Consider the following 15487-nt stretch of genomic DNA (forward strand, 5'->3'; position numbering starts at 1 on the left):
CGCCAGCCATCCTCCACGAGCATGGCCGGCATTGTCATTCCTGATGGGACTCACAGGTTCCCCCGCTTCTCCTGCTCGATCTCCAGGGCCTCGAAGAGGGCCTTGAAGTTGCCCTTGCCGAAGGACTGGCTGCCGCGGCGGCAGATGATCTCGAAGAAGAGGGTCGGGCGGTCCTGGAGGGGCTTGGTGAAGAGCTGGAGCAGGTAGCCCTCGTCGTCGGCGTCGATGAGGATGCCGAGGTCGCGGATACGGTCGAAGTCCTCACGCACGCCCTCGTGCCCGTGCTCGCGGAGGGTCTTGTTGACGCGATCCCAGACCACGTCGTAGTAGGTGTCAGGGAGGCTGAGGAAGTCGACGCCGCGGCGGCGCAGTTCGGCGACGCTGGCGAGTTCGTCGTCGGTGCGGAGGGCGAGGTGCTGGACGCCGGGGGTGTCGTCGTGCCAGTCGAGGTATTCCTGGACCTGGCTCTTCTTCTTGCCCTCGGCCGGCTCGTTGATGGGCATCTTGATGAGGTTGTTGCCGCTGGCCATGACCTTGGACATGAGTGCGGAGTACTCGGTTGAGATGTCCTTGTCGTCGAAGTGCTTGAACATCGAGAAGCCGAGGACGTCTTCGTACCAGCGGACCCACTCGTTCATCTTGCCGTCCTCGACGTTGCCGACGAGGTGGTCGACGTACTTGAGGCCGCACGGGTGGCGCTCGTTGTAGGCGTTGACGGGGGAGTCGATCTTCTTGAAGACGGGCATGAACTCCGTGCCGCGCTTGATCTCGGGCAGGGCGTACCGGCCCGTGCGGCTGACGAAGGTGTGGATGACGCGTCCGTAGGTGTGGATGCTGGCGACGGTGACGGAGCCGTTCCTGTCGGAGATGACGCGCGGCTCACGGGCGGACTTCGCACCGTTCTTCAGGGCCTGCTTCCAGGCGGCCTCGGCGTCGTGAACGGTGAAGGCAACGTCCTTCACACCGTCGCCGAAGCGCTTGATCTCTTCCGCGGCGGGGTGGTCCTTGGTCAGCGGGGTGGTGAGCATGAAGCGGATGTTGCCCTGCGTGAGCAGGTAGTCGGCCTCGTCGCGCGAGCCGGTGGTGAGGTCGGCGATCTGGTCGATGCGGAAGCCGAAGGTGTTGGCGTAGAAGAACGCGGCCTGCTTGGCGTTGCCGACGTAAAAGCGAACGTGATCGACGTCGATCAGCGCGAGGGGGTCTGAGCCGCGGACGGTCGGGCTCGGGCTGGCTGCGGCGGCGGAAGTCATGGCATCCTCCTTGGCTGACTCGGGGCGCCCCCGGTGCGCCCGGACACGGGATGGTAGGGGAGCGCGCGAGGCTCGGGAATGATGTACGGAGTTTGTGAGGAGACACGCGTCTTCTCTTCCGTGTCGAACCGGAGAGCCGAAGACAGGGTGCCGATCCGGCGGTATCATCCGGGCCTTGGACCGCCCCCCCCTGCCCCACGGCCGGGCGCGGGCGTGATCGGGTGTCGCGGGTCGGCAATGCCGGGCGTTTCCGGCGTGGCCCACCCGTGGGGGCAAGCCTGCATGAGTCCGCAACCTGTCCGTGTCTCCCTCGGCCCGTATGTGCTGGTCCGTCAACTGACGGATGGGCGACTCGGCGAGCGATGGCTCGCCCTGCACGAGCGGAGCCAGACCAGCCACACGCTGCACAGATTCGCGCCTTGCCACGACAAGGCAGAGCAGCGCAGGCTGCTGGAGGCGTTCGAGACGCTCAGCGCGTTCAGGCACGGGCACGTTCTGCCGATCGGCGAGTTCTCGTTCGCGGGCGACGGTCGCGGCTGGCTGGTCACGCCGTACAGCGGCAACCAGGAGGGATTGGTCACGCTCGCCGACGTGCTGGAGGCGAAGGGCGGACAGTTGGGACCGTACGAGGCGGAGCGGGCCGTAGCGCACCTGCTCGAAGCGTTCGGGGCGGCGCACGCGGTCGGCCTGCACCACGGGCCGCTCTCGATCGACGAGGTCCTGGTGGATCGACACGGCCGGGTGATGATCGAACTGTTCGGGCTGGCGCGGCGGCTTCAGGGGTTGGATCGCGGCAACACGGAACTGATCCGCGACGAGATCGGCTCGGTAGCGCAACTCGCATATCGCCTGCTCACGGGCCTCGGCGCGGACGAGCCACGCATCGCCGCTGGCCGACTGAACCGCAGGCTGACTCGCGCGTGGGACGAATGGCTCGAAGCCGGACTCGACCCGTCCGGCGGCTTTGAGTCGGCGACAGCGGCGCTCGGTGCACTGCCCTCCGCCCGGACGGACGGCGAGCCGCGCGAGGTGACCGTGCGGACGGTCATCGGCCGCCTGCGGTCGTCGCTGCTCTCGCGTTGATCGTGTGAACCGCGTCAGTCGCGCCCGAGGTGCTCGATGACGATCGGCACGTGTGCGCGCGGCGTCCATGCGGACGGCGGCTGCGCCCACCACAGCACGGCCTCTGGCGTAACAACGGGCGGCGTGTCGAGCGGCTCCGGGAGTTCTTCGAACACGGCCTGCTGACGGTCACCCACAGAGAGCGTGGAGAGCAGCACGGCGAGCGATGCACGATCCGTCCGTGTCTCGGCGAGATAGAGCACCAGCGGGGCGGGCTGCGCGCCCCGCGACGCCGCCAGGTGCGGCGTGCTGCGGTCGACGCGCTCGAACGCCACGCCGTCGGGGCTGAAGATGGGGGAAGGCTCGACCGGGCCGCGGAGCGCGTCCGCAACGGCAAGACGCACGCTGTCCGGGGAGTCCGAGAGCAGTCGCCAGGCCCGGGTCCCCTGCGAGCCGTGCGCGAGTCGCTCGACACGCTCCGTCGCGAGCGCGGCGTCGGCCGCGCGCACGCGAACGAGCAATCGGCCTTCGGCGAGCAGCTCGGCCGCTCGCTCCGCGTTCGTGAAAAGGACCGGGCCGGAGCGCGCCGGAGCGGCGTCCGCCAGCGTCGTGGCCGCGCCGATCGCCTCGGTCGGGTCCGGCGCCACGACGGGCGAGGCGCCGTCATCACGGGCGAGCGAGTTCGGATCGGGCGTCACGGCGTTGTCGTTCGTCGCGACCGTCGGGTCCGGCGTGTTCGAGAGGTTCGGGCGGGAGATCACGAGAAAGAGGCCCGTGGCGGCGAGGGCAAGTCCGGCCGCCGCCGCAAGCCCAACGCCGAGGCGCCGCGGCCAGCGCGGCTGCGTGTAGACCCGCGTGATCGGAGTCGGCGCGGCGACGTGACGCCCTGTTGACAGGCCGAGCAGCGTTTCGCGTTCGAGCGCGGTCTCGACGGACTCCGCCAGCGTGCGCGGCGCGGGCACGTCATCGATCGAGCGGAAGAGGGTCTTGTCGCGCACGACCGCCGTGATCCAGGCCGCTCGCGACGGGTCGCGGGCGAGCCGGGCGCGGAGCGCGGTCGCCTTCGCCTCCGGGAGGCGGCCCTCGATCAGGTCGAGGATGTCGGACTCCTCCGGCGTCAGGGGGGGGTCGGTGCTGGGGGTGTTGGGGTTGATGCTGGTCACGTGTGTTCTTTCCCGCCACGAGGTGATTCGAGTTCGCTCCGCAGGGCGGCCCGGGCGCGGAAGAGCCGGCTCCGCACCGTGCCGACCGGGATGTCCAGCGTTTCCGCGATCTGCTCGTACTCCAGCCCGCGCGAGTCTCGCAGGATCAGGATGGCGCGGTGCTCATCGGAGAGTGCCCCCAAGGCGCCAAGCAGCCGCTCGCGCTCATCAACGGTTTGGACACGCGAGGCGGGCTGCGGTTCCCGGGTCTGCCGCCGGGAGGACGCGGGGAGACCGTCGTTCGTGGCCTGTGAGGCGTCAAGGCTCGGGTGGCGGCGGAGTTTCTCCTTGCGCAGCCTCGTGAGACATGAGTTCATGGTGACCCGATAGACCCAGGTGGAGAGCCGGGCACGGTCGTCGAAGGAGTCGATGCCTCGAATGAGGCGGAGGAAGGCATCCTGCGCAAGGTCGGCCGCGAGGTCGCGGTCGTTGTTCACCATGCGGAGGCAGAGGGTAAACACCCGGTCCTGATACCGGCGAACGAGGTCGTTCCAGGCCTCGGCACGGCCGGCACGGATCGCCCGCACGAGCGTGCGATCGACGGCGTCCTCGTCGGGACGGGCGTCGGCGGGCACGGCAGGCGTGGGATCGGACCGGGGCACGGGTGGATGGTACGGTTTTACTCGATCAGGACAGGAGACAAAACAGAGCACGAAGCGCAAGTGAGTCCCGGTGCCCGACCGCCCGAACCCACCCGCTACCGCATCGATCCACTGCTGAGGACCCGTGTCGCGCCGAAGGCACTGGATGGTCGGAGGATGGCACTCGCTTGCGCTTCGTGCTCCGTTGTGGCGTGCTCCGTTTGTGGTTCCCTTGCATGAATAGAGTTGCCCGTGCCCAGCCCCTACGACACGTACACCTCGCCGCTGGCCGCACGGAACGCCGGCCCGGAGATGCTGCGGCTGTGGTCGGCGCGGCATAAGTTCAACACGTGGCGACGGGTCTGGCTGGCGGTGGCGGAGGCGATGCACGAGGAGACGCGGGATGACGCCTCGCCGCTGGTCACGCGGGAGCAGGTCGAGGAACTGCGGGCGGTCGTCGAGCGACCCCCACATGGGATCACCGACGAGGAGATCCGCAAGGCCGAGGAGTACGAGCGCGAACTCCGCCACGACGTGATGGCCCACGTGCACGCGCTGGGAGACTCGTGCCCGAAGGCGCGGCCGATCATCCACCTGGGGATGACGAGCCAGGACGTGGTGTGCAACGCGGATCTGGCAATCGCCGAGGAAGCATCGTGGCTCATCGAAGAGAAGATCGTTCGAGTCGTTCTCTCCCTGAGCGGAGCAGCAGCAAAGTGGAGGAGCGTCCCCTGCCTGGCCCTCACCCACTATCAGCCGGCCCAGCCCACGACCGTCGGCCGGCGGCTCGCGCAGTACGCCGATGAGTTGATCCTGTGTCGGTCGCGCATGACTGAGCCGATCGACCGGCCTTCGTTCCGTCGGCGCGGCTTTCGGGGTGCGACGGGCACGCAGGCGTCGTTCGCCGCGCTCTTCGATGGCGATGCGAACCGCGCGGATGCCTTCGAGCAGAATGCGCTGCTGTTGCTCGCCGGGAACGGCGGCATCGACGCCACGCTCCCCGATGCGGCACGCGGCTCCATCGCGCGGTCTCTCGCTTCCACTCGTACGTTCCGACTCACCGGCCAGACCTATCCCCGTGTCGTCGATTGCTTCATCCTCTCCGACCTCGCCGCCACGGCCTCCGTGCTCCACAAGATCGCCACCGATATCCGGCTCCTCTCCAACCGCAAGGAGATCGACGAGCCGTTCGAGGACAAGCAGATCGGCTCGTCGGCGATGCCGTACAAGCGCAACCCCATGCGCTGCGAGCGCATCTGCGGCCTGACGCGCTTCGTGATGAACCTCGTCGGCAACGCCTACGACACGGCCGCGACGCAGTGGCTCGAGCGCACGCTCGACGACTCCTCGAACCGGCGTCTCTCGCTTCCCGAGGCGTTCCTCGCCCTCGACGGCGCGCTGGACCTGATGCACAACGTGGCGAGCGGGCTGGTGGTGCATGAGGCGATGGTGCGGCGGAACCTGATGGCCGAACTCCCGTTCCTGGCGACCGAGAACATCCTGATGGCGTGCGTGCGGCTGGGGGGCGACCGGCAGGACTACCACGAGCGCATCCGCGTGCACGCCCAGGCCGCGGGAATGCGCGTCAAGCAGCAGGGCCTCGACAACGACCTGCTCGACCGCCTGCGGGCAGACCCGGCGTTCCAGTCCAAGGCCCGCGGCGGGATGCTCGACGGCGAGATCGACTGGGACGGCCTCATGGACCCGATGAAGTACGTCGGGCGGAGCGTCGAGCAGACCGAGCGGTTCATCCGCGAGGTGGTCGAGCCGCTGCGGGAGCAGTACGGCGAGGCGATCGCCCGGCTGGGCGAGAGCGAGCCGCGGGTGTGAAGATCCAGCGATCTCTCCCGATCTGCCGCCCCGACTTTCGCCCTCGGGCTTGACGCGGACGCCCTCTGTCGGGAGACTCACGGCCCGCATCCCCTCGGGGGGCGGGGGCGTATGGCCCCGGCCGGGGGGCTAGGCTCTCGGAGCCGGGGGACGCGGCCGGGTCGGGTCGGCCCGGGCGACGAGAAACGGGCGGCGTGCCGATCCACGCGCCCTGTACGGAACACCCGGCCCGGCTCGCGACGAGCGTCGCGGGGCGGGCCACTGGCGGAGTACGGTCATGGCGGCACGCAGCGGCGCGAGCGTCGGGACATTGGTGACGATCACGATCCTCAGCCTGCTCAGCCTCGGGCTGTTCGTGGCGACGATCGTCTTCTACGGCAAGTTCAGCCGCACGCAGAGCGAGAAGCAGATGGCCGAGCAGGCCCTGCGCGAGTTCGTCCGCCAGGAGGAGCAGCAGGATCCGCAGATTGTCTCGATGGCCCAGCTTGCGGGCCGCTCTGGCCAGAGCGTCGTCGGCTATCTCCAGTCCTCGCACCGCCAGACGATGGAGCGGCTCTCCGGCTCCGGGCGCGACACCTTCGAGGCGATGATGGAGCGTCTCGGGAACGTGCGGCTCGCGGGCGTGGCGGCCGCGACCGGCTGGACGCCGACGCAGCAGGGCGCGCAGCCGCCGTCACTGCAGGACCTCGTCGCAGGCTCGAACATGCTGCAACTGCTCCGCGACGTGGACGCACACGCGACGCGGCTGGCCTCGAACCTCGCCGACGCCGAGCGGGCGCGGGTGGTCGCCGAGAACGATCTTCGCAACGAGACAGAGCGCGTGGCGGCGATCCAGTCCCGCCACCAGGCGACGCTGGCGGCGATCGAGGAGCAACTGGACCGCTACCGCGACGAACTGAACTCCTACCGCGCGGGCACGGACCGGGCGCGGGCCGACATGGACGCCCGCGTCGAGCGCATCCGCGGCGACTCTCGCGACCGCGAGGGGCAGCTGCTCGACCGCATCAGTGCGCTCGAGGACGAGCGGGCGCGGCTCCAGAACCAGCTGGACGTGCTGCGCGGCGAGCGCACCAAGGATCTCTTCCGCGTGATGGACGAGTACGCGCTCGTGGACGGCCAGATCGTCGGCACGAACGCGACCGAGCGGCAGGTGACGATCAGCGTCGGGAGGCGCAACAAGGTGCCGCTGGGGATGTCCTTCTCCGTCTATTCCAGCGCGTCCGCAATCCGTCCCGACCCCGAGACGGGCGATTACCCTCGCGGCAAGGCGTCCATCGAAGTGATCCGCGTGGACGAAACGACCTCGCTCTGCCGGGTGCTCTTCGAGGTGCAGGGCAACCCGATCGTGCGTGGCGACGTGATCGCCAACCCTGTCTACGACCCGAACAAGGTCTACAAGATGGTGGTCGCGGGTAACTTCGACGCGAACAACGACGGCGTCGCCACCGAGGCCGAGCAGGCCGCGATCCGGGCGAAGATCGAGGCCTGGGGCGGCATGGTGATCGACGACCTGAGCGGCGACGTGGACTTCCTGGTGCTGGGACAGGCGCCGGTGCTGCCGCCCGCGCCCGGTCCTCAGGCGCCGATCGCCGTGGTGCTGCAGTACACCGAGTTGCAGGCCGCGCTGCGGCGATACGAGCAGCTGTTCGCGCAGGCGACGGCGACGTCGATCCCGGTGCTGAACGAGAACCGCCTGCGGACGCTGCTCGGGGAGCGTTGAGCGTGGCATGGGCGGCCTGCCCGCGTTCCTGCACCCACCCGCGTACTACGCGATCCGCACGGCGGCGGCACTGCCGTTGATCCTGCCCCCGCGCGAGAGCATCCGCTGCGCCCGTGACCTCGCCCGGCGCTGGGCAGGCGCGCCGATGAACCGGGCGCGCCTTCGCCGCGCCGCCGCGAACCTCGCGTTCGTCTACCCGGATTGGGACGAAGATCGTCGCCTCGGGCTGGCGGTGCGGGCGTACGAGCACCTGTTCATGCTGGGGGTGGAGGTGGCGCTCACGCCGCGGCTGATGAACGAGGAGGGCTGGCTCCGCCACGTCGAACTCGACCGGGTGGACGGCGCGCTCCGCGCTCTCATGCGAGGCCGACCCACGGTGATGATCACCGGGCACTGCGGCAACTGGGAGTTGCTGGGCTACGTGGTCGCGCTGCTCGGCTACCCGGTGCACGCGCTCTACCGCCCGCTGGACATGCGGCCGCTCGACCGATGGCTCCGCCAGAGCCGCGAGCGGCGTGGGATGACGCTGGTGGACAAGTTCGGCGCGATGCACGAGATGCCGCGGATTCTGGCCAAGGGTGCGCCGATGGGCATCGTCGCCGACCAGAACGCGGGCGACCGCGGCATGTTCGTGCCGTTCTTCGGTCGGCTCGCCTCGACGTACAAGTCGATCGGCCTGCTGGCGATCCGGTTCCGTACGCCGGTGGTCGTGGGGCAGGCGCGCCGGCTCGGGTGGAACAGCGTGCGCGATCGGCCTGTCGAGCACGGCTTCAGCGCGGGCGACCGCGCCGACGATGACTGCGGCGTCCGATATCGCGTCGAGATGGTGGACGAGATCATGCCCGAGGAGTGGGAGGCGCAGCCCGATCCGCTCTTCTACCTCACGGCGCGATACCGTCGCGCGATCGAGACGATGGTCCGTTCCGCGCCCGAGCAGTACCTGTGGATGCACCGCATCTGGAAGAGCCGACCGCGGCACGAGCGTGAGGGCCGGCCCTTCCCGCCCTCTCTGCGAGAGAAACTCCGCGCCCTCCCCTGGATGACGGAGGGTGAGGTGGCGCGGATTGAAGAGCAGTCCGCCCGTGACGCGGCCTTTCTGACGCAGCACGGGCTGGATCGGCTTCCCTGAGGGGGCGGTTTTCGCTTGCGTTCAGGGGCTCTGCGTGATTCAATGATGCACATGCCGCAACCCGCGCGGCGGGTGGGACGGATGAAGGACGGGCGGGGCGGAAGGAGCGTTGGATGATGACGAGTACCCGGCATCGGCTCGAAGACGTGCGCGTGCTGATCGTGGACGACGACCGCGACGTGCTGGAGTCGATCGACGCGGCGTTCCGGGCCGAGGGCGCGCAGACGCTCCTCGCCTCGGACGGGAACAAGGCCGTGGACCTCTGCCGCGACGATCCGCCCGACCTCGTGGTGCTCGACATGATGCTGCCGGGGCGGTCGGGGTTTCTTGCCCTGGAGCGCATCAAGGGGCGCGAGGACAGCCCGCTGGTCATCATGGTGACGGCCAACGAGGGCAAGCGTCACCAAGCCTATGCCGAGAGCCTCGGCGTGGACGCCTACCTGCTCAAGCCCGTGCCGCTGGAGAAGCTCCTTGACGCGGCCGTGGCGCTCATTGACGCCCGCGACGCGGAGGAGGAGGACTGAGGCGCTTCGAACGGGCTAGTGTCCCCGGCACAACGGGAGCGCAGCGGTGTCCACGCCTCGCATGGTGGTGCTGATGAACTCGAAGGCCGGCGCGCCGGGCGAGACCGTGCCGCTGGGGCGCCGCGCCGAGATCGTCGATTCGCTGGGCCGCTTCAACACGCACAGCGACGGCTCCGGCAAGGCGGTCGCCTTCGGCACCGACCGGCTCTACGGCCCCGGCTTCGTCGTCGAGATGCCGATGGGGCAGGACGAACTGGCGCAGGTCATGGTCTCGATCGGCGACGCCGACACCGCGTGGCCCGTGCTCTCGCGCATGTGCAAGACGCTCGGCTGGCGCATGGTCGATCCGGACTCCGGACGGTCGTTCTTCTGAGGAGCAAGGACGATGCCCACCTACGTCTACGAGATCATGGACGCGAAGGGCAAGGGCACCGGGCGCACGTTCGAGTGGGTGCAGCCGATGTCGGCGCCCGCGCTCACGAAGCACCCCGAGACGGATGAGCCGGTGCGTCGCGTGCCCCAGGCGCCGATGATCGCGGGCAAGTGGTCGGGCGCACCCGGCAAGGGCAAGCTGAGCGATGCGAACCTCGATCGGCTCGGCTTCACGAAGTACCAGCGATCGGGCGACGGGGTGTACGAGAAACGTGCGGGCAAGGGGCCCCGCACCATCACGCGGGACTGACCGTGCGCGACCCCATGCGTGTTTCCAGGCACGTGACGAGGCGGTCCGCGAGCGCGTCCAGCCCGAGTTCGGGCGCAAGCGACTGGGCCGCCTGACGCGATCGAGCGAGTGTTTCCGGTTCGAGCGCGGCGTCGAGAGCTTGCCGCCAGCCCTCGGGCGTGGGGTCCGGCACGAGTCCACCGGGTCGGATCTCGGGCGCAAGGGCGATGAGTTCCGCGCCGGGTGCGTCCGCACGTGCCAGCACGGGCCGCGCCGAGCGGATCGCGTCGCAGACGAAGCGGCCGGTGGTGATGCCCGAGGGCGCGGCGAAGGGCGCGACCGCCAGGTCGGCGGCGGCAAAGAGCGCGTCCATACGTGCGGTCGCGCCAACGAGGCGCACACGATCGCCCGTGCCGGCCCGCTCGGCGGTCCGGTGGAGGCGATAGCCGCGGTAGGCGGGGGCGACGACCATGGGCCGCGCTCCCGCGCCCGTTGCGCCGGCGAGGAACTCGTGCAAGCCGGGCCGGTCGAGGTGGATGCCCGAGAGCAGGATGACGATCTCATCCTCGTGCAGGCAGAGCGTGCGACGGGTGTGCGCTCGCAATCCCGCATCGCGCGCGGCGTCGGGGGGGGGCAGGCGGCTGGCGAAGCCCAGGCCCATTCGACCATCGGGCAGCGCGCCGGCGGGTACGTTCAGCGCGCCGCGGACAGCGCCGGTCCGTCCCGCCACGGCGCGGGCACGCCGCTCGGCGAGCGCGGCGTGCGCCAGCCACGGACGGTCGGCGAGGTACGCCGCCATGGAGCCGGGTGACGATCGGCGCAGCATGATGTTCGCTCGCAGCGACGCCATCGTCGATGGGCCGAGCGGGATCCAGAGGTCGCCGGGCGAGAAGTGTGTCAGCGAGACGCACGCACGATCCGCGTGCCGGGCGCGCACCGCTCCGGCCCAGCGGGCGAAGCGCAGCGGATGGGCGTGGCGAGCGGTGCGCCGCTCATCCCGCACCAGCACGGGCATCGGGGCGAAGTCGTCGGGGGCATCCGCCCCATCGCACGCGACAAGCAGGTCGTGTCCCCGGTCGTGGAGCGTGTGCGCGAGGCCGACCGCCCACGCGGTCGGCGACCACGGGTGACGCTCGGCGAAGTCGGCCAGGAGCAGAATCTTCACGCGGCACGCTCGGGAGGAGGCGGGCGCCAGGGCATCGCCAGCAGAGTCAAGGCGGCCATGATCGCGCCGGTCTGCGCGTTCATGTGCACCACATCGAACGCGCTCACAAGCAGCAGACCCACGAGCGACCAGAACGGGCCGTCGGCGTATCCGGGCGGACCGTCGCCAGGCAGGCGCCGCGCCGCCCCTCGCAACACCGAAGCGATGAACGCGATAGCGATCAGCAGCCCAGGCAGACCGACCGTCGCGGCGACGTGCAGCATGGCGTTGTGCGCGTGGTCGTGTACCGAGCGCGACGCCGGGTCGATGCCGCGCGCGGCGAGCCGTTGTTCCACCCAGTGCCTGTACCCGCCCGCGCCCGTGCCGGTCAGCGGTCGCTCGGCGAAGGCGACGACAGCCCAGCCCGCCATGGCGATGCGTGCGCCGGTGTCCGAGTTGTACTCACCGTCGCGCAGCGCGACCGTGACCTCGGCACGCGCTGTGACGATGCGGTCGCGCAGCGCCTGCCCCCCCAGCGTCCATGCCCCGGCGCCCACTACGACCACGAGAACGCTCGCCACGGCGCAGGCAAGCGCAAGCCCGCGCCACCGCGCTGCCCGCCACCCCGCCGCGAGCGCGACCAACATGATGAGTACCGCGGCGGCGATCCATGCGCCGCGCGTCCCCGTCGCCGCGATGCCCGCGAGTGAGGCGAGCGAGCCGGCAACGCCGAGCATGCGCCACTTGCCGTGCCCCCACGCCGCTGCGGGCAGGTGCAGGCCGAGCGCGGCTGTGAGGATCGACCCGCCCACGACCGGATCCCACCATCCGGAGTTGCGACCGGGCAACCGAGGCCAAGTGAGCCAGTCGATGCCCAGCGAGCCACCGACCGCGTGCCCGATCTGCGAGAGTTGTCCGAGGGTGATGCCGAGCGTGAGCGCACCGAGCAGCAACGACCGCCGCTCGACGACCGGCCAGAGGCAGACGATCGCGCCGAACCAGCGGGCGTGGCTGTATTGATCGAAGCCCTTTGCGGGGTCGTCGCTCCACAGCAGCGAGAGCGCGCCCCAGGCCGCCCACGAGAGGATGAAGATGACCGGCGGCTGCACGAGCAAGCACGGCAGCGTGCCGACGTGTCGATGGATGCGGATCAGGAATGCGAGTGCGAGCGGGATGCCTGCGAGTTCAGAGATACTGATCGGCCCGCCGAGGCAGAGGCACCAGAGCAGGGCCATCGCGGCGTGAACTCGAAGCCCGCGGGGATCGATGGCCCGCTGGCGATCGAAGGCGCGGACGGCCCAGGCGGGGTCGATCCAAGGGGCATCGAGCCAACGGAGAAGCGATCGCCGGAGATGGGCGTCGGAGGCCATGAGGGGGCCATCTTGGGGTCGGAGAGGCCGATCGGCAAGCCGGACGGGGGGTCTGGGGGGATTCGGGGCAACCATCGGGGGGTGAAAGCGAACAATTGGATCGGTAGGGGAGTCCGATGGAGTAGGCTGAGGCATCGGGCGAAGGAGTAGCGGCCATGGACGAAGTCCGGCGGGTCTTGGCGGCGGCAGGGCGGAGGCTGTTCCTGGTTCGGCTGCTGGCGTCATTGACAGTGACGCTGACGGCCGCGCTGGGCGCGCTGCTCGTGCTGCGCGTCGCGGACAAGCTGGTGCTCCTCGGGCTGCCGTGGCTGTGGGTCTTCGCTGCGGCGATCGGTTCGGCGGTGGTGATCGCGCTGGTGTGGTGCGTGGTGCGCCCGCTGGGCAGCCTCGCGGTTGCGCGGGTGGTGGACGAGAGCGCGGGCCTGCGCCAGACGCTCAGCACCGCGCTGTGCGTGGAACGGAGCGACGACCCGTGGTCGCGGGCGGTGGTGGAGAGCGCGAGCGAGACGGCGCGCCGGGTGGTGGTGCGCGACGCCGTGCCGATCGCGGGTCCGCGGACATGGCCCGCGCCTGCGGTGGTGGGGCTTGTTCTGGTAGTGGTGTGGTTCGTGATGCCGCAGTTCGACCTGCGCGGCGCGCTTGCCGCCGAGCGCGAGCGCGAACAGGAGGAGAAGGCGATCGCGGAGGCGAAGGCGGATGCGCTCCAGAGCGAGCAGAAAATCCGCGAGTTGCTGGCGAAGTCGAATCTGGGCGACGGGCTGGGCGACGCGCTCGGCGACCGCGAGGCACAGATCGACAAGCCGCAGACCGCCGAGGAAGTCCGGCGCGCGGCGATCCGCAAGCTGACGAGCCTGACGGAGCGTCTCGCGGCCGAGCAGTCGGGAGAGAAGGGGCAGAAACTGGACGCGCTGCAGGAGATGCTGCGCCAGTTGCGCACGCCAGGGCGCGGGCCGATGACGGAACTCTCGCGCGAACTCGCGAAGGGAAACTTCGACAAGGCCCGCCAGATGCTCGACGAACTGGCGCAGAAGATGGGCGACGGCAGCATGTCGCCCGAGGAGCGTGAGCAACTCAAGGCGCAGCTCGAGAATCTCGCTAGGCAGATGCAGCAGCTCGCCGAGCAGAAGACCTCGCTCGAGCAGGCGTTGCGGCAGGCCGGGATGAGCGGGGAGCAGGCCAAGGAAGCGGCTGCGAACCCGCAGGCGCTCCAGAAGGCACTCGAGAACATGCAGAACCTCTCGCCCGAGCAGAAGCAGCAGCTGCAGCAGATGGCCGAGGCGATGTCCAAGTCCGGCGAGCAGTGCAGCGCGATGGGCGAGGCGATGTCGAGGATGGCTCAGGGCATGGGCCAGAGCGGCATGAGCCAAGAGGGCATGTCGGGCATGGAATCGCTCGCCGGGCAACTCAGCGAACTCGAGCTGCTCTCGCAGGAGATGGGCGGCGTGAACGCCGCGATGCAGGAGGCGATGGCGCAACTGAACAAACTCGGCCAGTCGCTCGGCGAGTGCGAGTGGGGCCAATGCTCGGGCACGGGATTGGCCGGCATGACCGGGTCGTGGAAGCCCGGCTCGAACATGGGGCAGAGCATGGGTTCCGGCGGTCCCGGCCAGGGGAATGGCGAAGGACCGGAGGAAGAAGCCGCAGACTTCATGGTGAACCGCGTGAAGGCGAAGGTGCAGACGACGGCGGGGCCGATCATCGGCTCGCGACTGGTCGAGGGCGATTCGGTGAAGGGCGAGGCGCTGGCGGAGTTCGCCACGGCGGTCGAGGTTTCGTCGCAGGAGGCCGCTGAGGCGCTCCAGACCATGCAGGTGCCGCGCGAGTACCACGGCGCGGTGAAGCACTACTTCGGCACGCTCGAGGAGCGGGTGCGGGCCGAGCGGGCGAAGAAGGAGGCGGGCGGGGATGGCGGCAAGTAGGTCGATCGTCCCTCGCCGTACCGGTCTGTTCGTGCTGCTCGGGTTGATGGCGGGAACATTGTGCGCGTGCTCGCGTGAGAGCGCCGAGAGCGCGGAGCGAGACCCGGTCGTGCTCTACTCGTCCGCCGATGACTACGTGCTGCGGGAGATGGTCGCGGCGTTCGAGTCCGAGACCGGCGTGCGCGTACGCCTTCTGGGCGACACAGAGGCGACGAAGACAACCGGCCTGGTGCAGCGGCTGCTCTCGGAGAAGGACAATCCGAGGGCGGACGTCTGGTGGTCCAGCGAGCCGTTCGGCACCATCCGGCTGGCGCGCGAGGGGCTGTTCGAGCCGGCGACGGGCCTCGAAACCGGCGTTGAAGGCGGGTGGCCTGTTCGCGCGAAGGACGGCACGTGGCACGGCTTCGCGGCCAGGGCGCGCGTCATCGCCTACCACGCCGGCCGCGTGAAGGCGGAGGACGCGCCGCGCACACTCCGCGACCTGACCGACCCGCGCTGGCGCGGGCGAGTCGGCATCGCTCGCCCCGAGTTCGGCACCACGCGCGGGCACTTCGGCGCGCTCGTCGAAGCATGCGGGGTTGAAACCTTCGAGGCATGGCTCACGGCACTGAAGGGCAACGGAGTGCGGATCTACAGCGGGAACGCCTCCGCTGTGCGGGGCATCGCGGACGGCGAGATCGATGTCTGCCTCACCGACACCGACGACGTCTGGGTCGCGCAGCGCAACGGCTGGGCGATCGACCTGGTGTACGAGCGGCCGGACGAGCCGGGCGAGCGGGTCGAGGGTCTGCCGAGTTTCGGTGCGCTGCTGATGCCGAACACGGTCGCGCTGGTGCGCGGCGGGCCTGGCGGCCCGGAGGCGCGTCGCCGGCTGGTCGAGTTCCTGCTCAGCGAGCGCGGCGAGCGCATCCTCGCGGAGAGCGATTCGGGGAACATCCCGCTGCGTCCGGGCCTCAGGGCTGCGTACCCGCGGTTCGAGGTTCCGTCGCCATGGGTGGTGGATTACGAGGCGGTTGCGGCGGTGGATGCCGTAACGATGGAGGCGTGCAGGCGCGTGCTCGGCGGGGGCTGAGCGATCCACGCCGAACGGGCCGG

General features: G+C 69.8%; 14 protein-coding genes. 9 read left to right on the top strand and 5 right to left on the bottom strand.

Annotated features, from left to right (window positions below; all coding sequences use genetic code 11):
* Positions 1 to 50 precede the first annotated feature (50 nt).
* Positions 51 to 1250 carry a 4-hydroxyphenylpyruvate dioxygenase gene (gene hppD / locus FBT69_02445; GenBank protein ID MDL1903655.1) on the bottom strand — a complete coding sequence of 400 codons (1200 nt, stop codon included), beginning with the start codon at positions 1248 to 1250 and terminating at the stop codon, positions 51 to 53.
* 282 nt (positions 1251 to 1532) lie between these two features.
* Here hppD and FBT69_02450 point away from each other — a divergent pair, with 282 nt between their 5' ends.
* Entirely contained in the window at positions 1533 to 2333 is an 801-nt protein-coding gene (locus FBT69_02450; GenBank protein MDL1903656.1) for a hypothetical protein, read from the top strand.
* 14 nt (positions 2334 to 2347) lie between these two features.
* On the opposite strand, the gene FBT69_02455 is transcribed toward FBT69_02450, so the two are convergent.
* Together FBT69_02455 and FBT69_02460 are read right to left on the bottom strand one after the other, a co-directional pair.
* The gene (locus FBT69_02455) at positions 2348 to 3475 is read right to left on the bottom strand and encodes a hypothetical protein (GenBank protein ID MDL1903657.1); all 1128 of its coding nucleotides are present in this window, start codon (positions 3473 to 3475) and stop codon (positions 2348 to 2350) included.
* The gene (locus FBT69_02460; protein MDL1903658.1) at positions 3472 to 4434 is read right to left on the bottom strand and encodes a sigma-70 family RNA polymerase sigma factor; all 963 of its coding nucleotides are present in this window, start codon (positions 4432 to 4434) and stop codon (positions 3472 to 3474) included. The genes FBT69_02455 and FBT69_02460 overlap by 4 nt, the downstream gene beginning before the upstream one ends.
* Between FBT69_02460 and purB the strand changes: the two genes are divergently transcribed.
* The 6 genes from purB (at position 4348) to FBT69_02490 (ending at position 9980) form a co-directional block, all read left to right on the top strand.
* The gene (gene purB, locus FBT69_02465) at positions 4348 to 5925 is read left to right on the top strand and encodes an adenylosuccinate lyase (GenBank protein ID MDL1903659.1); all 1578 of its coding nucleotides are present in this window, start codon (positions 4348 to 4350) and stop codon (positions 5923 to 5925) included. The genes FBT69_02460 and purB overlap by 87 nt on opposite strands.
* Positions 5926 to 6202: 277 nt before the next feature.
* A complete protein-coding gene (locus FBT69_02470; protein MDL1903660.1) occupies positions 6203 to 7645 on the top strand; it encodes a hypothetical protein in 1443 nt (480 codons plus the stop codon).
* A 7-nt stretch (positions 7646 to 7652) separates the two neighbouring features.
* The gene (locus FBT69_02475) at positions 7653 to 8774 is read left to right on the top strand and encodes a lysophospholipid acyltransferase family protein (GenBank protein ID MDL1903661.1); all 1122 of its coding nucleotides are present in this window, start codon (positions 7653 to 7655) and stop codon (positions 8772 to 8774) included.
* Between the two features lie 113 nt (positions 8775 to 8887).
* The gene (locus tag FBT69_02480) at positions 8888 to 9298 is read left to right on the top strand and encodes a response regulator (protein MDL1903662.1); all 411 of its coding nucleotides are present in this window, start codon (positions 8888 to 8890) and stop codon (positions 9296 to 9298) included.
* Between the two features lie 46 nt (positions 9299 to 9344).
* Positions 9345 to 9671 (top strand): hypothetical protein, encoded by a 327-nt coding sequence (locus FBT69_02485; GenBank protein ID MDL1903663.1) that lies wholly within the window; start codon positions 9345 to 9347, stop codon positions 9669 to 9671.
* 12 nt (positions 9672 to 9683) lie between these two features.
* Entirely contained in the window at positions 9684 to 9980 is a 297-nt protein-coding gene (locus FBT69_02490; GenBank protein MDL1903664.1) for an FmdB family transcriptional regulator, read from the top strand.
* Here the strand turns inward: FBT69_02490 and FBT69_02495 are convergent.
* On the bottom strand, positions 9967 to 11124 hold the full coding sequence (locus FBT69_02495; GenBank protein MDL1903665.1) for a hypothetical protein: 1158 nt from the start codon (positions 11122 to 11124) through the stop codon (positions 9967 to 9969). The genes FBT69_02490 and FBT69_02495 overlap by 14 nt on opposite strands.
* Positions 11121 to 12698: a hypothetical protein gene (locus FBT69_02500; GenBank protein MDL1903666.1), complete on the bottom strand. Its 1578-nt coding sequence runs from the start codon at positions 12696 to 12698 to the stop codon at positions 11121 to 11123. Before FBT69_02500 ends, FBT69_02495 begins: the two co-directional genes overlap by 4 nt.
* Here FBT69_02500 and FBT69_02505 point away from each other — a divergent pair.
* Positions 12629 to 14392 (top strand): hypothetical protein, encoded by a 1764-nt coding sequence (locus FBT69_02505; protein MDL1903667.1) that lies wholly within the window; start codon positions 12629 to 12631, stop codon positions 14390 to 14392. The two genes, FBT69_02500 and FBT69_02505, sit on opposite strands and share 70 nt — an antisense overlap.
* Complete coding sequence (locus FBT69_02510) at positions 14379 to 15464, top strand: extracellular solute-binding protein (GenBank protein ID MDL1903668.1); 1086 nt, start codon at positions 14379 to 14381, stop codon at positions 15462 to 15464. The genes FBT69_02505 and FBT69_02510 overlap by 14 nt, the downstream gene beginning before the upstream one ends.
* The last annotated feature ends 23 nt before the right edge of the window (positions 15465 to 15487 follow it).

It is taken from the genome of Synechococcales cyanobacterium CNB, assembly GCA_030263455.1.
In the GTDB taxonomy this organism is placed as follows: Bacteria; Planctomycetota; Phycisphaerae; order Phycisphaerales; family UBA1924; genus CAADGN01.